Annotated in this window: 15 protein-coding genes; 7 read left to right on the forward strand and 8 right to left on the reverse strand. The window is 54.7% G+C overall.

The features are described from left to right. Nucleotides 1-3: 3 nt before the first annotated feature. A complete protein-coding gene (locus SD425_RS02185; RefSeq protein WP_324674954.1) occupies nucleotides 4-1,488 on the reverse strand; it encodes a nicotinate phosphoribosyltransferase in 1,485 nt (494 codons plus the stop codon). 113 nt (nucleotides 1,489-1,601) lie between these two features. Here SD425_RS02185 and SD425_RS02190 point away from each other — a divergent pair, with 113 nt between their 5' ends. Beyond that, nucleotides 1,602-2,285 (forward strand): DUF1345 domain-containing protein, encoded by a 684-nt coding sequence (locus SD425_RS02190; protein WP_324674956.1) that lies wholly within the window; start codon nucleotides 1,602-1,604, stop codon nucleotides 2,283-2,285. Nucleotides 2,286-2,322: 37 nt separating this feature from the next. Here the strand turns inward: SD425_RS02190 and SD425_RS02195 are convergent, their stop codons facing one another. The 4 genes from SD425_RS02195 to SD425_RS02210 all read right to left on the reverse strand — a co-directional run bounded on the left by SD425_RS02195 (nucleotide 2,323) and on the right by SD425_RS02210 (nucleotide 5,911). After that, nucleotides 2,323-2,724: an STAS domain-containing protein gene (locus tag SD425_RS02195; RefSeq protein ID WP_324674958.1), complete on the reverse strand. Its 402-nt coding sequence runs from the start codon at nucleotides 2,722-2,724 to the stop codon at nucleotides 2,323-2,325. Nucleotides 2,725-2,769: 45 nt separating this feature from the next. Next, a complete protein-coding gene (locus tag SD425_RS02200) occupies nucleotides 2,770-3,114 on the reverse strand; it encodes an STAS domain-containing protein (protein ID WP_324674960.1) in 345 nt (114 codons plus the stop codon). Nucleotides 3,115-3,365: 251 nt separating this feature from the next. Beyond that, a complete protein-coding gene (locus SD425_RS02205; protein WP_324674962.1) occupies nucleotides 3,366-4,916 on the reverse strand; it encodes an FAD-dependent oxidoreductase in 1,551 nt (516 codons plus the stop codon). Between the two features lie 107 nt (nucleotides 4,917-5,023). Next, complete coding sequence (locus SD425_RS02210) at nucleotides 5,024-5,911, reverse strand: cyanophycinase (RefSeq protein WP_324674964.1); 888 nt, start codon at nucleotides 5,909-5,911, stop codon at nucleotides 5,024-5,026. Between the two features lie 561 nt (nucleotides 5,912-6,472). On the opposite strand from SD425_RS02210, the gene SD425_RS02215 reads away from it, so the two are divergent. Further along, the gene (locus tag SD425_RS02215) at nucleotides 6,473-6,952 is read left to right on the forward strand and encodes a hypothetical protein (RefSeq protein WP_324674966.1); all 480 of its coding nucleotides are present in this window, start codon (nucleotides 6,473-6,475) and stop codon (nucleotides 6,950-6,952) included. 27 nt (nucleotides 6,953-6,979) lie between these two features. Here the strand turns inward: SD425_RS02215 and SD425_RS02220 are convergent, their stop codons facing one another. Further along, on the reverse strand, nucleotides 6,980-7,546 hold the full coding sequence (locus SD425_RS02220) for a response regulator transcription factor (protein ID WP_324674968.1): 567 nt from the start codon (nucleotides 7,544-7,546) through the stop codon (nucleotides 6,980-6,982). 941 nt (nucleotides 7,547-8,487) lie between these two features. On the opposite strand from SD425_RS02220, the gene SD425_RS02225 reads away from it, so the two are divergent. Next, entirely contained in the window at nucleotides 8,488-9,135 is a 648-nt protein-coding gene (locus tag SD425_RS02225; protein WP_324674970.1) for a response regulator transcription factor, read from the forward strand. Nucleotides 9,136-9,211: 76 nt separating this feature from the next. Here SD425_RS02225 and SD425_RS02230 read toward each other — a convergent pair whose 3' ends face one another. Both SD425_RS02230 and rhaT read right to left on the reverse strand, forming a co-directional pair. After that, nucleotides 9,212-11,122 carry a rhamnogalacturonan lyase gene (locus SD425_RS02230; RefSeq protein WP_324674972.1) on the reverse strand — a complete coding sequence of 637 codons (1,911 nt, stop codon included), beginning with the start codon at nucleotides 11,120-11,122 and terminating at the stop codon, nucleotides 9,212-9,214. Nucleotides 11,123-11,407: 285 nt separating this feature from the next. Beyond that, nucleotides 11,408-12,523: an L-rhamnose/proton symporter RhaT gene (rhaT, locus tag SD425_RS02235; protein ID WP_324674974.1), complete on the reverse strand. Its 1,116-nt coding sequence runs from the start codon at nucleotides 12,521-12,523 to the stop codon at nucleotides 11,408-11,410. 241 nt (nucleotides 12,524-12,764) lie between these two features. On the opposite strand from rhaT, the gene SD425_RS02240 reads away from it, so the two are divergent. The 4 genes from SD425_RS02240 (at nucleotide 12,765) to SD425_RS02255 (ending at nucleotide 19,118) form a co-directional block, all read left to right on the forward strand. Beyond that, nucleotides 12,765-14,873 (forward strand): bifunctional aldolase/short-chain dehydrogenase, encoded by a 2,109-nt coding sequence (locus SD425_RS02240; protein WP_324674976.1) that lies wholly within the window; start codon nucleotides 12,765-12,767, stop codon nucleotides 14,871-14,873. Nucleotides 14,874-15,278: 405 nt separating this feature from the next. After that, on the forward strand, nucleotides 15,279-16,289 hold the full coding sequence (locus tag SD425_RS02245; RefSeq protein ID WP_324674978.1) for a GntR family transcriptional regulator: 1,011 nt from the start codon (nucleotides 15,279-15,281) through the stop codon (nucleotides 16,287-16,289). 217 nt (nucleotides 16,290-16,506) lie between these two features. Beyond that, nucleotides 16,507-17,787: a TIM barrel protein gene (locus SD425_RS02250; protein ID WP_324674980.1), complete on the forward strand. Its 1,281-nt coding sequence runs from the start codon at nucleotides 16,507-16,509 to the stop codon at nucleotides 17,785-17,787. Next, a complete protein-coding gene (locus SD425_RS02255) occupies nucleotides 17,784-19,118 on the forward strand; it encodes an FGGY-family carbohydrate kinase (protein WP_324674982.1) in 1,335 nt (444 codons plus the stop codon). Before SD425_RS02250 ends, SD425_RS02255 begins: the two co-directional genes overlap by 4 nt. Nucleotides 19,119-19,193 lie beyond the last annotated feature (75 nt).

Consider the following 19,193-nt stretch of genomic DNA (forward strand, 5'->3'; position numbering starts at 1 on the left):
ACGCTACGCCGGCCGCTGCGGGCGCTTCTCCAGAATCAAATTCGTGCGGAACGTGTTTAGTCCTTCTTCCAAGCCCACGGGGTACGTGTGCGGGTTCAGGAAGCGGCGGATACTTGGATCAAGTGAGTTCACCTCTCGTTGCACCCGTTCGCGGCTTTCCTGCAAGCTAGGTAGCGTCATCACGAGTTGGCCTTCACGAAACACTGGCTCCAGCAATTCCCGGAACGTGGTGGAGCGCACCGGGCGGCGGCGCGTAGGATCTAATGGGTCTATGATGGTAAGTTGCTCGGGCAGCGGCTCGGCGATGTTGTAGAGCATGTCGGCACGAGCCTGGCCCTTTTCCGTTTCAAAACGACGCACTTGCAAAATGCCGGGAATGCTGGTTTTGGCGAGCTGCTCCGAGATTTTCACGGTGAAGTCCCAGTCGCTGTCGTCGGCTTTGCGCAGGGCTGCTAGCTTGTATACACCGCCCAGCGCTGGCTGGTCGTAGGCCGTCACGAGCTTCGTGCCCACGCCCCACGTATCGATGCGGGCGCCCTGGAGCTTAAGGCTGGTGATAAGGTTCTCGTCGAGGTCATTGCTGGCCACGATGCGCGTCTTGTGGAATCCCGCCTCATCGAGTAAGGCGCGCGCTTCGCGGCTGAGGTAAGCTAGGTCACCCGAGTCGAGACGAATACCGGCTAGCTCGTGGCCTTGGGCCCGCATCTGGCGTGCCACCGCAATAGCGTGGCGCACGCCTTCCAGGGTGTCGTAGGTATCCACCAAAAAGACCGAATCATCTGGGAAAGCCTCGGCGTAGGCCGTAAAGGCGGCTTCCTCGTCCTCAAATGACATCACCCAGCTGTGCGCATGCGTACCCCGCACCGGAATGCCGAAGCGTTGGCCCGCTAGTACGTTGGAAGTAGCATCGGCGCCGCCTAGGTAAGCAGCACGGCTCGCCGAAAGGCCACCATCGAACCCCTGCGCTCGGCGCAAGCCAAACTCCAGCACTAGGTCGGAGCCGGCGGCTTCGCGGATGCGGGCCGTTTTGGTGGCAATTAGCGTTTGGAAGTTGATGAGCGTAAGCAGCGCCGTTTCGAGTAGTTGCGCCTGAAGCAACGGGCCTTTCACTCGTACCAGTGGCTCGTTAGCGAAAACGACCGTGCCCTCCGCAATTGCATCCACGTCACACGTGAACTTCAGGTCGCGCAGGTAATCCAGGAAGCCTTGCTCAAACATCGGAACACCTTTCGAGCCTTGTAGGCTAGCTAGGTAGGTAAGGTCGTCCTCCGAAAAGCGAATGTTTTCGAGCCAATCGACGGCATACGCTAGGCCGGCGCACACGGCGTAACCACCATTGAACGGCGGCTTGCGGAAGTAGAGGTGGAAAACGGCTTCCCGATCTTGCATGCCTTTTTTCCAGTAGCCGTAGGCCATGGTGAGCTGATACAAATCGGTAACGAGGCTAAGTGAGGGGGCGTACAGGCCGGAGAGCGGAGCAGGGTTCATGCGAAAACAGTTGGCAACAGACCGGCAACATACGCAATTAGCCGCGCTTAGGTGCCAGACTGCAAAAGTCCCGGTTTATTCCGCAATTTGAACTACTGTTTGCTTTTACTTTTATGCCCCGTGTCGCCTCATCTTTTCGTCCGTTTCATCACCTAGGTTCTGTCTCCTCCCAATTGCGGCTAGGGCTAGGACTAAGTGTTGGGTTGGCGGCGTTCTTCTTCACGCCACCATATCTACACCCTATTACGCGGTGGGTGACAGCCTGGGACGGATTTGCTTTTGCTACGCTAGTTGTCATTTGGAGCAGCATTACTACCAGTGATGTCAGTCGTATTCGCAGTGTGGCTACCGCCGAAGATCCTGGCCGGATTCTCTCTTTTAGCTTTGTGCTGGTAGGGGCCGTGGCTAGCTTGCTGGCGGTGGCGGTACTGTTGCGCATCATGCATGCTTCGCCTGGGCACGTGATGCGAATGCAGATAGCTTCGTCGGTGACGGCAGTTGTTTGTGCGTGGTTGCTGCTGCACACCATCTTCACGCTGCGCTACGCGCACCTGTACTACGACCCCGATGTGGACGGGAGCGAAGGAGGCCTAGAGTTTCCTGGTGCTGAGAAAGAGCCCGACTATCTAGATTTTGCCTATTTCTCCTTCGTGATTGGCATGACGGCCCAAACCGCCGACATCAGCATAAGTGGCCGCACGCTGCGCCGCATGGCCCTGTTGCACGGCATCTTAGCGTACGGCTTCAATACGGCTATCATTGCCCTCAGCATCAGTAGCCTAGCTAGCGTGCTCTAAACGTAGTAGAAAGGAACTGTAGCTTTCTCTCGGGGACTTACTCATGCGTAAGCCAACTCATCGGTAAAGTGCGCGCGTGGGCGTACCTCGATACGCGTTGGGCATGACAGTACGTGTCGGCGTCGAGCAAGGTGGGCACGATGGTGGGTGGTTGCGCCGGACTGGCATCTACCAACTCTTGTTCTATAGCAGGCTCTAAGTGGCAAAGTATCAACTGGATGCCCCGTTTCGTGAACTGCTGATGATAATGTAGCAGCACTTGACACGTATGCGTGCTAAGCTGGTGAAGCTCGCTACAGTCAATCCAAACACTGGGTTTGCCACTATGAGCCGCACCAAATAGTGCCTGCGCTAGGGGTACGCTCCCAAGGGTGTGGCGCTCGGGGGCTAAGATCAGCAAGTAACTCTCCGGCAGGATTTCGCGGTACACCTCCCTCATAATCGGCTAAGAACAAAGAAGTAAGTAGTGAGTGTGACGGTCCGGCTATAAGCCTTTCTGATCAGGACCGTTGTAAGCCTCGGCGGGAAGAAGGGTAAGCAGCGAAGCTAGCCCGGAAGCATCGAGGCGCTCTTGCACAGCAGGTTGTAAGCCGCATAGCAACAGCGTGGTACCCATGGCCTCAAATCGAGGCAAGAACTGGAGGAGCACACGCAGACCGCGGTAATCCATGTGCGTAAGCTGGCGGCAGTCAAGCCACACGCGGTGAGCGCCGCACTGAGCCGCTTCCACCAGTAGCGTTGTCAGCCTGCTGACATTTTCGTCACCTAAGCACGCCCCTCGGAGCCGGAGCAGGAACTGATCAGACTTCATTAGCTTGTCGAAATCCATAGTGCGCTGGTTTAGCGGTGGAAGTCTGATTTCCGGCGTGACTCTTATCTACTTTTCTCATGACAAAGATAGATAGGTCCCCCAGGCAAGCATAGGCGTAAAATACTGGTTTATTGCTCTATTTATCTGAAAATGAGTACGTATAAACAACCACTTGATCGAACTCAGCTGTAGGGGACTATTGGCAAGACCCTGGCCCACGCTCATTGCACCAGATGAGAAGGGCAGGGCCTTGCTTTATTTCAATAGACCTAGCTTTCATCCACAGCCGCTAGGTCTTGGTTGCTGGGGCCATTGAGCAAATGCCCGTAGGCGTCGAAGCGGGAGCCGTGACAGGGGCAGTCCCAGCTACTCTCTACACCGTTCCAGTGAACCACGCAACCTAGGTGAGGGCAGATGGCCGAGCACGTGTGCGTTTGACCTTGCGGGTCGCGGTACACAGCTACTTTCGTAAGGCCCCGTCGCAACACAGCGCCGCTACCCGGCTTGATTTCTTCTTCCTGCGAAACGTCGCCGCCCGTCAGCAGATCGGTGTACTCGGCCGCCACGTTTACGTTTTCGACGATAAACTCCTTAAGCGCCGTGGGACGGAACGTTACGCGACCTGGGTCATAAAGCTCCTCCCAAGGTGTTTGGCGACCCTGAATCAAGTCGGCAACAATCATAGCACCTAGGGTGCCGTGGGTCATGCCATGACCCGAGTCGCCGGTGATGATGTACACGTTTTCGTCGTCCAATGGATTCCGGCCTGCATACCCTAGGCTGTCACTCGGTTCCATCACCTGGCCCGACCAGCGGTAGTCGATGCTTTCAATCATCGGAAAGTGCTCACGTGCCCATTCTTCCAAGCAGCGGAAGCTTTCTTCTGGCACGCCCTGGCCAGTTTTGTGGTCTTCGCCACCTACCAAAAGCAGATCGTACGAAACGCCATCAGGTTCGCCGGGTACCTCCTCCAAGCGGATGTAATGGTACGGGTCGGGCGTATCCCAATACAGGGCCTTGGTTACGGAGCCGTGCGGAATGCGAGCGGCTATGGCATACGTTCGGTAGGGGTGCTGCTTAGTGTGCATCACCACTCGGTCGTTCACAGGCGTGTTGGTAGCCACCAGCACGGCTTTGGCCGTCACCTTAGCGCCACTAGCCGTCGTTACGCTAGCTGACTTACCGCCTTTTACCTCACTCACGTGTGAGTGCGTGAAAATACGGCCGCCGAGTCGCGTAATAGCGTCCACCAACCCGTGCAAATACTTGATGATATGGAATTGCCCTTGGTTGGGAAACTCCAAACATTCACCTGTTTGAAACCCTTTGGTGGGCGAGTTCGATAATCGCCGGACACCTGTAAGGCCCGCGTGGTGGGCAGCCTCTAGTTCCTCATCTAGCTCTTGCCGGTCGCCATCTTTCGGTAGAAAAAGGTAACCATTGACGCGGGCAAAATCGCAGGCAATATGTTCTTCCCGCACAATGTCATTGATCAGATCAATAGCGCCGCCGTGGCTCTGGGCAGCAATGCGGGCACCGGATTCGCCGAACAACTCCTCCAGCGTCGTGTAGCGGTCGTCGAGGGCGTTGGAAAGATGAGCGGTGGTGCGGCCGGTTTCGCCACTACCTAGCTTGCCGCTTTCCAGCACAACTACGTTGCGCCCTTCGCGCGCGAGCAGGTAAGCGGTGGTAAGGCCCGCAATACCTGCGCCTACCACCACCACATCGGCGGTAATATTCTCGGTAAGTGCCGGAAACTCGGCCAGGGAAGGCGCGGTATGCAGCCACGAGGGCTGCGTAGAAGCGGAAGTTTCTTTCATAGCGTAGTAAGTTGAAAACCGGTCAGCTAGGGTATGTACGCCCTAGCTGCTGACTGGTTTTGCTTGAAGCCTAGGCACAAATAGGCCACAGTTGAGCTTGCGTCCGTTTAGCGGTGCAGCTCTGGCATGACTGATAGGGTATACCGCTCGCCTGGGGAGAGGAAGTGGAGCTGTAGGCAGCGGATATAAAAAGGCGTTTCGGGCGCAACGTCGTAGATGTTAGTGGACGTGTCCTCGCGGGTTTCCAAAATAGTTACCAAGCCGCTGCCAATAACTTCCAGCTCCCGGCCATCGTGCACAACCACGGCGGTGTCTTCTTCGAGGCCGATACCAACGCAGGAAAGATTGGTAGCCAGAATCTGGGCCATGCGCACAATGCGGCCCCGCGCAATAAAGTGGGTGTCGATGGCTACGTCGCGCATAAATTGCAAGCCGGTCGTAATAGCAATTTCCCCTTTTCGAAACCCCGCGTTGTTGGTGCCCTCATAAATCATGGGGGTTGATAGGGCTGTGGCGCCTGCGCTAGTACCACCCAGTACAATGCGCTCATGGGTGTAGCGCTCCTTCAGGCGTCGCAGAATAGTGGTGCCACCCAGAATGCCAGTGAGGCGGAGTTGGTCGCCACCCGTAAACCAGATGCCGGCAGCCTGTTCCACTAGTTCTAGATACTCTGGCCGGAGCGTATCAGCGCGGTTGCGTATATCGAGCACTTCTGTGCGCTGACGACCTAACTCGGCGAAGACCTTCTGGTAGTCGGCTGCCGATTCTTCGGGTACTCCCGAGGCAGTGGGCACTATCACAATCAGCGGATCATCGCCTTGCAACTCGTCGCAGAAACGCTTGAGGATGGTCTCGGGCGCAAAGCTGTTGTTCCGGTCTTGGTTCGAGCCCCGTTCGGCAGCTTCGCCTTTGTTCTCGTGGCCCCCTACAGCAATAAGCAGCCCTTTCGGCGGGGGACAAGTTTGGTCGTGGGTGTTGTGTTTGCGAGTAGACATAAGTGCTAGAAAATACTGCCTTAGCCAGCGGTTGGTTGTAGCCAGCAGCCTAGCTTTTCTACGGTACTACTTACGAAGCTACTGGCTGATGAGCTTGCTGTAAACTGTTGATAGCATGATGAATATTAGCAGCAACCTTATCTTGTGCAAGGCTAGATAGCCCCATAGGTTTCTCTCCTTTTTCAAGAAAAAATACGTACTGAACCACGATTAATTAAGTATCTGCCACCTAGTATATAATTGATTAGTCAGTAAAATTGGCCTCTATAATTCGTTACAAAATTGCTAGTAAAACTTTCTTATTCTGTACTCGTGTAGCCCGGGTACCGAATGCCTTTTCTTGCTATGAAAACAGCCAACCTATCAGCGTCTGGTCCGTTAATGTGCGGACTGAAATAGGTTGCTTACGCTTGCGTGTCTTGCACAGGATTGGCACCCCCGGCGCCTTACCTGTGTGAAGCTTACTCGTCATGCTCTCCGAGAGGTTCCTGCTCTCCGCTTAGCTCAGTTCGTGCATTTACCGCTCTGCCTACTTCCTTCCTTCGTTAACGCGAACATACCATGCGTCCGGTCTACTCTCAGCCTCGCTCCCTCAATCCGTCAGCCGACTTGCCCGTCGTTGACTACTACCCCGCCAGCCCTTCCTGCAGCTTCGTCCTGAGCCGCTGCCTAGGGTCTTCGTCTTACTATGGCTTATGGCTTCTGGAAGGCACTTCCGTGCTCGAGCACTGGGTGGTGCTAGCTGACGGAACGCGAGGCCTGCGCCAGCCCAATATCTTTTTGCTTCAGTCCGCTAGCCGGCTTTTGCCCGCGGCACATTTTGACGAAGGTCCTTGTCAGATTGTACCGCTGAACCTAGCACCCCGCACGACTAGCCCTGACCGAACGATGCGCCAAGCTCTCACCGAAGGGAGCCTAACGTTGCGCTTAGATGGGCAGCACATGCACGGAGACTATTTGCTCCAGCGGGTTGGGGCGGGCCGGGGGCACACGTGGCAGCTAACCCATATTGGTCAGGCTGCTCTGCGTAAGCTAGGCTAGGCACCTCTGCCTTATTTTGTAGCGTGATTACTGGTCGCTCTTTATGCGGTGAGGTTGGTGCGCAGGCATACTAGTCAGAAACGAGCTAGCTTTCTGAGTGTCAAGCTGCTCTTTGTTGTGCGCCTGTGTAGCCAACGAAGCTATTTGGGCATCTAGGCTGGCGGAGATGCTGGTGCCGCAGAGCAGGCTATCTACCAAGCTCAACCCAATTTCGGTGCACAGAAAAGGCGCACTGCGGTTCACGGTACGGATAGCGTGCAAAAGCTCCCGCAAAGGCGAATTTTTGAGGGCATAACCCAGCGCGCCAGCCTCGAATGCCTGGGCCGCGTAATACGCATGATCAAGCATCGAAAGTACCAACACCTTCACATCCGGAAACCGTTGCCGGATGAGCTTGGTGGCGGTGAGGCCATCCATGGCCGGCATATGCAGGTCGAGTACTACCACATCGGTGGGCGTTTGGGCTAGCACCTCCAGCAGGAGCAATCCGTTGCTGGCCTGGCCTACTACTTCCATATCCGATTCCTGTGCAAGCAGACTCCTGATTTTATCCCGCAAAATGGTGTGGTCATCAGCCAGAACTACCCGGATCATAAGCGCAGTGTAAGTAAGATAACTAGGAGCCCTACAAGGGACTAGAGTGTTTACTCAATAAAGAAGCCAAACCTAATAGTGTTCAGGTTGTTACGGTTGAGTTGTAGTTGATTGATCGTTTGCTTGGTGAGTATAGCCAGCAGAAATACTGATCCTTAAAATCAGTGTTTACTCGGTGTTAAAGCGAAAGAGCGCGGGCTAGCTTTGTTCTCGCTTCCGAGAAGGATGCCGTCCACCCAATCAGTCATAATAATGTTGCTCTCTCTAACGTATCCGCTCTCTCGGCCCGCTTGTAGGTCGCCCAAACCGGATACTGTTGTTGCAAGTCCTTCTGACATAGCCGAGGCACGGAGGACAGTGACAGTGGCCTGCATTCAATACCCATTCATGATCTACGAGAACCTAGCTCGTGCGTAATCCCGTGGCGCGTCTGAGGTGGGTGTAGCAGAGATGGTAGCAGGTTTATAGGCAATACGTTGCTATGCGTAGCCTATGCTGTGCTGGTTTGCTATCTACAGTAATTTTGCTGTCCTTGCTCAGCCGCTATTCTCCAGCTTTCGGCTTGTTGTTGACAGACTAGAAGCTACAGTATTAGATGCTCAATAGGGCTTTAGAACTACTGAATAAGTAGGCTAGCTTTGGAAATGCTTATCACCGAGCTATGCTATCGGGGTGTTTCCGCGGAACTGGCAATCTGTTGATAAACTAAGATAGCCATAAGCCGATTTACATCGTACAATTACGTGCTAGTGGAGGGACACAAGAAGCTGCGTGATATACACGTAATCCACTCAGTAGTAATACTGGTTTTTCTTTTCTTAGCAGCGGAGCTTGCACCTACTGCTGCTTAGCCACAAATGGAAGGCAGAGACTACAAAGCCACTGCTTTGTTTGTCGTTCGTGCTTTTCGTTCTGTTGTTTTTTCTTCTTTCTTATACGATATGATTCGTGTTGTTCTGACTGATGACCACGCTATTATCCGCGACGGGATCAACTCGTTGTTGCGTGATGAGCCTGGTCTGGAGGTAGTGGGGGAGGCTGCAAACGGGCAGCAGTTGCTGGATTTTCTTGAAACGACGCCCGCTGATGTGATCCTGCTGGATTTGAATATGCCCATCATGGATGGGTTTACCACCATTGGGCACCTGCGCCGGCTGTATCCACAGATAAAAGTGCTGGTGCTTTCCATGCTCGACCATGAGCGCTACGTTGCCCAAGCACTGGAAACAGGTGCCCTCGGGTATGCCCTCAAAAACACTGGCCGCGCTGAACTCATCTATGCCATTACAACCGTTGCGACTGGCCAGGCCTTCTTGTGCACCGCTATTGGAATGGCGCTGCTACGGCGGCTTCAAAGTCCGGAGACGAGTGTAAATGAAACGCCGAAAACCAGCAGCCTGTCTAAGCGTGAACTAGAGGTGCTGAAGCTAATAGCGGAAGGCATGACCAACGCCGAAATTGCCGACAAGCTTTTCACCAGCAAGCGCACCATCGAAACACATAGGCAGAATATCATCGAGAAAACGCAAGCCAAGAATACCGCCGCGCTGATCAAATTTGCCGTCAGCAACGGCATGCTCAGCGAGTAGCCCATAAACCACAGGGCCTGCTCCACAAGCGCTTAGTTGTCGCTTGTGGAGCAGGCCCTGTGGTTTATAGTGCTTTTTACTGCCTCTGGCCCTCGCCCAGGTAAAAGCTAGTATGGGGCGGCTGATTGTAGCCCACATTTTCGCGCGCTACCCCTAGCCGATAGGCGGGATCCTGCATCAGCGTGACGAAGCGGTGCTCGGTGGGAATGTTGGTAGTGAAGATAAACAGCTCCTGATTGTTGGTGTTGCGCCAGATAACCTCTTCGCGCCAGTCGCCGAACAGGTCTGCACTTACGCAAGGGGTGGCTTTGGTGCCGTTGTTGGAAGCAGCGCCGAGCGGCCCGCCGTCCAGCAAGTGGTCGAGCTTGCCATTCATATAATCCCACTTGTCAATGTAGGTGCGGTCGAGCAGCTCCCGTAGCAAGTCGCCATCCCACCAGATGCCAAAGTTGATAGAGCGCGGAGCCTCACCGATGCGCTGCCCCTTGATGGTGCGCAGCCCCGTCTCGGGGGAACTGGCCCACACCTCCGCCCCTAGGTAGCGCGGGTCGATATCAGCAGCCATGCCGCGGCCTGCATCTTGGCCCTGGTCTGTGGACCAAAGAATTTTGCCGCTCGTAGCATCGTAGAGCGCGGCACCTGGACCTAGCTCGTGGCCGGGAATGGGTTCTTCGTTTTCGTGCACTCCCCAGGCTTCCAAGCCAGGCGTCGTCGGGTCGAAGTTGCTGACGTGCAAGGCGTCGCCGTGGCGCAGGCCCGTGGAGAATAAACCTTTGCCATTATCATCAACCACCATCGAGCCGTACACGATTTCATCCTTCCCATCGAAGTCTACGTCGTTTACGCTCAAGCCATGGTTGCCCATGCCCGAAAACGGATTTTCGGGGTTCTGCGAGTCGAATACCCAGCGGGAAGTGAGCTTGCCCTGGCGCCAGTCCCAGGCGGCCAGCACTGTGCGGCCATAGTAGCCCCGGCACATCACCACGCTCGGGTGCACGCCGTCGAGGTAAGCTACGCACGCCAGCATCCGGTCGCTTCGGTTACCGGTGTTGTCATTGCCGCCATTACCCCCAATGCCGCCCCAGCCATTGAGCGGCTCGCGACCAGGCACGTAAGCTGTGGTAGCTAGGGTAGCGCCAATAAGGCCATTGAACACCGTAAAATACTCCGGCCCGGCCATGATTTTGCCGTAGCGACCGTCGCGGGTGCCCGGTACCTGCACGCCGTCAGTGGGCACAGTGAGTGAGCGGTAGTCCTTGCTTGCGTCGCCAACTACCTTGCCTTGACCATCGATGCTGCCGTCGGCCGTTTTGCAAGCTACTTCTGCTTTGCCGTCGCCGTCGAGGTCGTACACCATGAACTGGGTGTAGTGTGCTCCGGCCCGGATATTCTTACCTAGGTTGATGCGCCACAAGTGCGTCCCATCCAACTTGTAAGCATCTAGCAGCACCGGGCCACTGAGCCCCGCCGAACCATTGTCTTTGGAGTTGGTAGGGTCCCATTTCAACACAATTTCGTAGGTGCCGTCGCCATCTAGGTCTGCCACGGAGGCGTCGTTGGCCGTGTAGGTGTAGCTACTCACGTCGGTGCCGCTGCTGACCGTGCCACCTTCGGGTTGCTTAAGCGGCACGCGCATGAAGTTCTGAGCCCAGACGGCAACCGGCTGAGCTGGTGCATCCTGTGCGGTAAGATGAGTCCCTTTGGCGTTGACCAATTCTACTGAATAAAGGTAGCTCGACGTGGCGTCAGCGGTCTTGTCTACCCAGTTGGTGCTGGCTGTAATGGGCTGGTTCGTTAATCTTGTAGGCTTACCACCTTTGACCTGTCGAAACACGTGAAAGGCAGCTCCCGCCGGATCTGTATTCAGCAGCCGCCAACTAATAAACACGTCTTGCTTTTCCCGTCTTACTGCTACCACACCCCGTCCTAGCTTTTCCATTTGGCGCGATGTGGCGGGCGGCGCAGGCGTGGGTTTCGCTTCTGCCATACTGAGGGTAGCGCCCAGGAGCAGTAGACCTACAAGGTGGCGTGATACGGTTAAGCACTTGTTCACTGGAAGCAAGGTGTGATTCATAACAAACACCAGAAAATAAAAAGAGACGGGTAACAAGGCATTATAGAGCTATGCTTGATCGGGAGTACCGCATCACAGCGAGCTAGCATTCACACTTCCTCATAACTAAAAATGGCCCGTTTAAGCGGGGCCATTTTTAGTGTAGTTGAGTACAAACTTCCTCTCGATCGTATCCGACGAGCCGGGGTGCTAGCTAGGCTAACGTGCTGGTTGTGTTTCTACTGAAGCTTGCAATAGGGGTTGGGACTTGGCGGGTGCCGCGGTGGCTTCGCTTTGGTCCGAGCCTAGGTAGTTACCGTAGCCCACAATTATCGTGGATAGCACTACCGTCAGGATGCCAAGTGACACGGTGCGCATGGTAGCACGGTTGGCGCCACGCCACTCGTGTAAGTAGAGGCCCCACATCGAGCTAAATGCAATGATAAAGGCCATGTGCAGCGTCCAACCTGAGAAGCGATAAACACCTAGCTTGGTGTCGCCCATCCCGTAGAAGAAGAACTGGAAGTACCACAGCGTGCCAGCCGCTGCGCAAAACAGGATGTTGCGCAGGGCAGGATATGAAGGGTTAAGATAGTCGGTGTAGGTGCGGTTCTTAAGATTTAGGTAGAGGCACCACACGGCATTGGTAGTTAGGCCGCCAAGCAGAATCACTACTAGAATAGCGTTGTTCTTGTAGAGCGGGTCGGCGCCCTGCTGCACGGCTAGGTCCGCAATTTTTTGTCCGGCCTCTAGGCCAAAGGCAAAGCAGGCGCTCATAATGCCCGAAAACACTGCCACCATCAGGCCTTTTTTCAGGTTGTATTCGGCAATCGACTCGCTTTTCTGTTCAGCCGACAGTGACTTTTCCTTCATGATACCGGCTCGGCTGCAAATCAGAATGCCGACCAAGCACACAAGCAGCCCCAGCAGCGTCACTTGCCCAGAGGCGGTGCTCAACAGTTGAACGATGGTGCCGCCCCAAATGGGTGGTACCAGCGTACCGACCAAAGCGCAAAGCCCCATGATGACGGCCATGCCCAGCGACAAGCCTAGGTAGCGCATGCCTAGCCCAAAGGTGAGCCCCCCAAAGCCCCAGAGCACGCCCCAGAAATACACCCAAAACAACGTGGAGCCATCCGTCTGGCTCAGTACAGTCGTCAGGTTGGGAATAGTTGCCAAGCCTAGGATCCACGGAACCAGCAGCCACGATACGATGCCGCCTACTAGCCAATAGCTCTCCCAGGACCACCCTTTCACCTTTTTATAAGGTAGGTAGAAACTGCCGGACGCAAAGCCGCCTAAGGCGTGAAAAATAACTCCCCAAATTACAGCCATAGTGGTAGGATTTTCAACAAACTTGCTTTACTCGCTGCCTTGTACCGTCCTGTGCTCTCCTGACTTTAAAAAGTACAGCTTACACGTGAAGATAAGGAGGACAGATGAGCTCGATAACACTATCTTCACCCTAGAAGCAGGAGAGTGCAGGAGGTTTAGGCCGCAAGAGTGAGCGTCCTTTGTATTAAAGCATACCAAAAGCCTAGTTATTGTCTCCGCAACATCAAAGAAGCACACGCATATGAACCAAACGTCAACCTTTCAGCACGTCAGCTACTTGTGGGACGAGGCTAAGGCGGCTGAACTGGCCGGCGATGAGGTAGCCCTCTTTATCTACCGCTCCAACCTGCTCGGCGCTGATCTGCGCCTGACCAACTACGCCGGCGGCAACACCTCGTGCAAAGTAACCGAAACCGACCCCCTCACGGGCCAGCCCACCGAAGTGATGTGGGTAAAAGGCTCCGGTGGTGATATCGGGACCCTCACGAAAGCTGGTTGCGCCAGCCTCTACGTAGAGAAACTGCACGCGCTAAAGAACCGCTACCGCGGCTTGGAGTTCGAAGATGAAATGGTGGAGTTGTTCAACTACTGCCTGTTCGACCTCAAGTCGGCCGCTCCTTCCATCGACACTCCGCTGCACGGCCTGCTGCCTTTCAAGCACATCGACCACCTGCACCCCGACGCGCTGATTGCCATTGCGGCCAGCAAAGACGGCGAGCAGATCATGAAAGAAATCTGGGGTGACACGATGGGCTGGCTGCCTTGGCAGCGCCCTGGCTTCGACCTAGGTCTACAGCTAGAGAAGATCGTGCAGGACAATCCAAACCTGCGCGGCGTCATCTTGGGCGGCCACGGCTTGTTCACTTGGGGCGACACTAGCTACGAGTCGTACATGAATACGCTGGAAGTCATTGAGATGGCTGCCACGTACCTGGAGGCTAACTACGGCAAGAAGAGCCCCGTGTTTGGTGGCGTGAAGCTAACGAACGGCCCTGATGAAACGGAGCGCCGCAAGCTGGCTGCTGAGGTAATGCCAATCCTGCGTGGCCTTGCTTCGAGCAAGCGCCGCATGCTCGGCCACTACACCGATGATGCCCGCGTGCTGGAGTACGTAAACTCCAACGACCTGCCCCGCCTGGCACAAAAAGGCACCAGCTGCCCCGACCACTTCCTGCGCACCAAAATTCGTCCGCTCGTACTCGATGCTGAGACGATGAAAGGAGACGCGGAGAGCGTAAAGACGTACCTGGAAAGCCAGTTCGAAGCGTATCGCCAAGACTACGCTGCGTACTATGAGCGTAGCAAGCACGCCAACTCACCCGCCATCCGCGACGCCAACCCCGTCATCATTCTGTGGCCCGGCGTGGGTATGTTCTCCTTCGCCAAAGACAAGCAGACCGCTCGCGTAGCCGCCGAGTTCTACACCAACGCCATCAACGTGATGAAGGGTGCAGAAGCCGTGTCGGAATACCTAGGTCTGCCTGAGCAGGAAGCCTTTGACATTGAGTACTGGCTGCTCGAAGAAGCGAAGCTTCAGCGCATGCCCAAGCCGAAGTCGTTGTCGGGCCAGATTGCCTACGTAACGGGCGGCACGGGCGGCATCGGCAAAGCTATCTGCGAAGTGCTGCTGCAAAACGGCGCCTGCGTGGTAGCTGTTGACCGCGACCGGTTGGAAGAGACTCAGGAGGAACTGCGGAAGAAGTATGGCAAAGACAGCGCGCTGTCGGCCCGCATCGACGTAACGGACGCTGAGAGCATCGCCGAGTCGTTGCGCCAAGGCGTACTGCAATTCGGTGGCGTCGACATCGTGGTGAACTGCGCCGGCTTGTCGATCAGCAAGCCCCTACAAGACACGACCCAAGCCGACTGGGACATCCTCAACGATGTATTGGTAAAAGGTCAGTTCTTGGTGAGCCAGGAAGCCGTGATTATCCAGCGCAAGCAAAAGCTAGGTGGCGACATCGTAAACATTGCTAGCAAAAACGGCTTGGTAGCTGGCCCGAACAACGTGGCTTACGGTACCGCCAAAGCTGCTCAGCTGCATATGTCTCGTCTGCTGGCCGCTGAGCTAGGTCCTGACAAGATCCGCGTGAACACCGTGAACCCTGATGCCGTGTTGCGCGGTAGCAAAATCTGGGAAAGCGGCTGGGCCGAAGGTCGCGCCAAAGCCTATGGTGTTAAGGTAGAAGATCTGCCCCAGCACTACGCCAAGCGCACCCTGCTCGGCGAAGAAGTATTAGCTGAGGACATTGCCAAAGCAGTACTCGTGTTCGTGGATGGCTCACTAGCCAAGTCGACGGGCAACGTGCTCAATGTGGATGGCGGCGTAGCTATGGCTTTCGTACGCTAGACAAGCAACCTCCAATTGCAAAAGGGCGACTGTGCATTGCACGGTCGCCCTTTTTGTTTTCTTGGAAGAATTAAAATTGTTGTACCCGTGTCATAAGGGTGTGTGGCCGCATACAAGGGAGCCCATTTTCAAGAACAGAAACACAACAATGCGTTTTATATAGCTAGGTAGCGCCTATGTGGCAACGTTCCCGGAAACGATTACAGGAATTATTCACTTGTTCATTTTTAAATGTGCACCTGTTTAGGTAAGTTTTGTGACGGTTTACTAACTCGTCAGTTCTGCTAAACTAGGTTCTGACTTAGAAAAACTCTATAAGCACTATGGTTCGTAAGTTGATTTCTCCTGCTGGAGTGAGGGTCCATTTCCTAGTTTCGCCCAACTTATGCAATCGTTTCCACTAGTATGTACAAGCTGCAATTTAAGCCCTTCGATAAGACCCCCAAGTACAAGCAGATTGTGCAATCTGTCATTACGGACATCGAACGCGGCATCCTGAAAAAGGGAGATCAGCTACCTTCTATTAGTGAGCTAAGCTCAGAGTATTATTTAGCGCGCGACACGGTTGAAAAAGCTTACCGGGAACTACGGGAGCGGGGCTTTTCTACCTCGGTGCAGGGCAAAGGCTACTACGTGCAAGCCGACGACGCCGTAAAGCTGAAAGTGCTGCTGATTTTCAATAAGTTAAGTTCCTATAAAAAGATCATCTACTACGCTTTTATCAAAGCGTTGGGCGAGCGGGCGAGCGTTGACCTACAAATTCATCACTACAATGCCCGCTTGTTTGAGGAGATTATCGACAAGAACCTAGGCAAGTACAACTACTATGTTGTGATGCCGCACTTCACGCAGGATCTTGACAAAGCAGATTTTCGCAAGGTGCTGGAGCGTATTCCAAACGACGAGCTAGTCCTGCTCGACAAGGATATTCCGGAGATTAAGCACGAACACCTAAGCGTCTATCAGGACTTCGATAAGGATATTTTTGGGGCCTTGGAAGGCTTGCAAGACCTTCTCACCAAGTATCACCGCTTAGTACTGGTGCTGCCGAGCGACGGGAACTACCCAGTGGAAATTGCGTGGGGCTTCCGCACTTTTTGCATCAACTACAAGAAGGAGTTTGCGGTCAAGGAAAGCTCCATGAACGAGGTGCTGCAAGCCGGAACGGCCTACGTGCTCGTGGAAATCAGCGACTTGGCGGAGCTCATCAAAAAGGTGCGTCAAACTAGTTACCTTCTTGGGCGTGAGATAGGTATAATCTCGTTTAACGAAACAACGCTGAAAGAAGTGATGGGCATCACGGTTATCACGACTGACTTTGAAGCGATGGGACGTACAGCCGCGGAAAAGCTATTGGCCAAGGAGCACTGCAAGGTCAAGAATCCGTTCTATACAATCCGGCGCGGGTCACTTTAAAGAGTGACTGAGTATCGTGCAGCCGAGTAAGGTACGGGGACAACCACTCAGTCACTCAGCCGCTCAGTCACTCCGTGCAAAGTCACTCAGTTGCAGAGGCAGGAGAGTTCAGAACAGTTTGGGGTGGTGGCGGCCCTATTTTGCTTAACGAAATTCTGATTTTGTCTAAGCTTCGGCTGCCACTCCGGGGCTTTTACTACACCCTCATCCGCACCCCATGATACCCGATCAGCGAATCCACGACCTCAACCAATCGTTGCTGGCTAACCACCAGTTCCAGCTCAACTACGTTACCGACCTTCTAGGTCGCCGCCAGATCGATGTTCAGGATGTCATCCGGCAGATTGTTGATTTTCAAGTGGCTATTCCTAGCTGGGCCCTCGGAACGGGTGGCACGCGCTTCGGCCGCTACCCTTCGGGCGGGGAGCCGCGCAGCTTGGAGGAAAAAATCGAGGACGTGGGCTTGTTACACAAGCTTAATGGCTCGTCGAACTCTATTTCCTTGCACATTCCGTGGGATATTCCCCAGGATATTCCTGCTCTGGAACAGTTGCTTCACGAGCAAAAGCTGGTGATTGATTCGGTAAACTCCAACACGTTTCAAGATCAGAAAGACCAGCCCTATTCGTATAAGTTTGGCTCTTTGCTCAATACGGAAGAAGCCACGCGCCAACAGGCGATTCAGCATAACATTGACTGCATTGGCTACGGCAAGCAGCTAGGGGCTAAAGTGCTGACGGTGTGGCTCGCCGATGGCTCCAACTTCCCCGGCCAGCAGCACTTCCGCCAAGCTTACCAGCGCACCGCCGATTCGCTAGCGTCCATCTACGAAGCCATGCCTTCGGATTGGACCATGTTGATCGAGTACAAGCCCTACGAGCCGCACTTCTACTCGATGGTAATTCCTGACTGGGGAACATCGTATGCGCTGTGCCAAGCTACCGGCAAGAATGCGCAGGTGCTCGTTGACCTAGGTCACCATTTGCCGAACACCAACATCGAGCAGATCGTAGCGCGCCTGCTGCACTTCGGCCGCTTGGGTGGTTTCCACTTCAATGGCTCTAGCTATGGCGACGACGACCTAACCACTGGCAGCAGCAAGCCCTTCCAACTGTTCTTGATATTCAACGAGTTGGTAGACGGCAAGCTGGATAAAATGGTGAACAACCCTGCTGTGGCCTACATGATTGATGCGAGCCACAACACCAAAGATCCGCTCGAAGACTTGCTACAGTCGGTTGATAACATCCTGACTACTTACGCGAAAGCGCTGATTGTAGACCGCGCCACCTTGCGCGAGGCACAGCAGAACAACGACGTAGTAAAAGCCGAAGAAACGCTGCGCGATGCCTTCCTCACGGATGTGCGTCCGTTGGTGGCCGAGGCCTACCGCCAGAGCGGCGGTGCACTGCACCCCATTGCCGCCTACCGCGCCGAACGTATCCGCGAGCAGCTGATCCAGCGCCGGGGCAAACTCAGTGTTTCGACCGGCTTATGAGCAAGAAAAAGCCTATTTACGCCGTCTTCGACGTTGGCAAGACCAACAAGAAGGTTATCCTCTTCGACGAAGATCGGCAGATCATTGAGGAGAAGCAGCACATCTGTCAGGAAACCGTTGACGAGGATGGTTTTGCCTGCGAAAGCCTCACGCGCTTAACGCAGTGGGTGCAGACGCACTGGTACGAGCTACGGCACAATCCGCACTACTCGCTAAAGGGTGTCAACTTCACCTCGTACGGGGCTAGCTTCGTGCACCTTGGGAAGGATGGCAAACCAGTATTGCCGCTGTACAATTACCTGAAGCCCATGCCAGACGACTGCGCCGAGCAATTTTACGCATCGCTGGGGCAGTCGCCGGAGGAGTTTGCTGCTGATACCTGCTCACCTAGGCTCGGGATGCTGAACTCGGGTTTGCAGCTTTACTGGTTGAAGTACGCCAAGCCGGAGCTGTTTGCGCAGATCCAGACGTCTTTGCACCTGCCGCAGTACCTGTCGTACCTGATTACGGGCGAGAAGTACAGCGACTACACGTCAGTGGGTTGCCACACGGCCCTTTGGGACTTCCGCAACAACCGCTATCATGATTGGGTACAGCGCGAAGGAATCGAGGAAAAGCTAGCTCCACTGATTAAGGACTCAGTGGCGTCAGTGGTTGATGGGATCTTGGTTGGGGTGGGGTTGCACGACAGCTCCGCAGCGGTGCTGCCGTATTTACAGCAGCAGAGCGAACCGTTCTTGCTCGTCTCGACCGGCACGTGGTCGGTTACGCTAAATCCTTTTAACCGGGAGCCGCTCACGCCGGAGCTGCTGGAGCGTGACTGCCTGAGTTACTTGTCGCCGCAAGGCCAGATGACCAAGGCATCGCGGGTGTTCTTCGGGCGTGAGCACGACTACCAGGTGGCGCGTATCGCGGAGTATTTCCACGTGAAGCCAGATTTCTTTCACTCGTGGGTGTTGGCGCGGCCATACGACGCGGCTTCGCACAGCTTCAAGCCGGCTTGCATGGCTGGCACAGGACCCTTCCCGAAGCAACCGGCTGAAGAGTGGGACCTCTCGGGCTTCCACACGGCCGGCGATGCCTATCAGCATCTCATCCACGGTTTGCTCGACATTCTGACGACTTCGATCAACTTAATTCGGCAGGACGAGAAAACGATTTACGTCGATGGCGGTTTTGCTCGTAACCCCCTGTTTATGCAAGTGCTAGGGTGGAACTTCCCCGACGTGAAAATTCAGACGTTGGAGGTTCCTCAAGCAACGGCTATGGGGGCCCTGATCAACCTAGAGCAGGGCGAGGCTTGGAAGAAAACGCAATTGATGTTTTCATAGAAATACTGTTTGAAATAGAACACCATACTGAGCCCTGCGAAATATCTGGCGTGCAGTAGCGACTCTGGTTGGTAG

This window comes from Hymenobacter sp. GOD-10R, from assembly GCF_035609205.1.
Lineage (GTDB): Bacteria > Bacteroidota > Bacteroidia > Cytophagales > Hymenobacteraceae > Hymenobacter.

Excerpts from the sequence above, each read along its gene's own strand:
- SD425_RS02225 (WP_324674970.1), top strand. The coding sequence starts at position 8,488 with ATGATTCGTGTTGTTCTGACTGATGACCACGCTATTATCCGCGACGGG.
- SD425_RS02190 (WP_324674956.1), top strand. The coding sequence starts at position 1,602 with ATGCCCCGTGTCGCCTCATCTTTTCGTCCGTTTCATCACCTAGGTTCT.
- SD425_RS02245 (WP_324674978.1), top strand. The coding sequence starts at position 15,279 with ATGTACAAGCTGCAATTTAAGCCCTTCGATAAGACCCCCAAGTACAAG.
- SD425_RS02210 (WP_324674964.1), bottom strand. The coding sequence starts at position 5,911 with ATGTCTACTCGCAAACACAACACCCACGACCAAACTTGTCCCCCGCCG.
- SD425_RS02185 (WP_324674954.1), bottom strand. The coding sequence starts at position 1,488 with ATGAACCCTGCTCCGCTCTCCGGCCTGTACGCCCCCTCACTTAGCCTC.
- SD425_RS02240 (WP_324674976.1), top strand. The coding sequence starts at position 12,765 with ATGAACCAAACGTCAACCTTTCAGCACGTCAGCTACTTGTGGGACGAG.
- SD425_RS02250 (WP_324674980.1), top strand. The coding sequence starts at position 16,507 with ATGATACCCGATCAGCGAATCCACGACCTCAACCAATCGTTGCTGGCT.
- SD425_RS02195 (WP_324674958.1), bottom strand. The coding sequence starts at position 2,724 with ATGAGGGAGGTGTACCGCGAAATCCTGCCGGAGAGTTACTTGCTGATC.
- SD425_RS02220 (WP_324674968.1), bottom strand. The coding sequence starts at position 7,546 with ATGATCCGGGTAGTTCTGGCTGATGACCACACCATTTTGCGGGATAAA.
- SD425_RS02230 (WP_324674972.1), bottom strand. The coding sequence starts at position 11,122 with ATGGCAGAAGCGAAACCCACGCCTGCGCCGCCCGCCACATCGCGCCAA.
- SD425_RS02205 (WP_324674962.1), bottom strand. The coding sequence starts at position 4,916 with ATGAAAGAAACTTCCGCTTCTACGCAGCCCTCGTGGCTGCATACCGCG.
- SD425_RS02215 (WP_324674966.1), top strand. The coding sequence starts at position 6,473 with ATGCGTCCGGTCTACTCTCAGCCTCGCTCCCTCAATCCGTCAGCCGAC.
- SD425_RS02200 (WP_324674960.1), bottom strand. The coding sequence starts at position 3,114 with ATGGATTTCGACAAGCTAATGAAGTCTGATCAGTTCCTGCTCCGGCTC.
- SD425_RS02255 (WP_324674982.1), top strand. The coding sequence starts at position 17,784 with ATGAGCAAGAAAAAGCCTATTTACGCCGTCTTCGACGTTGGCAAGACC.
- rhaT (WP_324674974.1), bottom strand. The coding sequence starts at position 12,523 with ATGGCTGTAATTTGGGGAGTTATTTTTCACGCCTTAGGCGGCTTTGCG.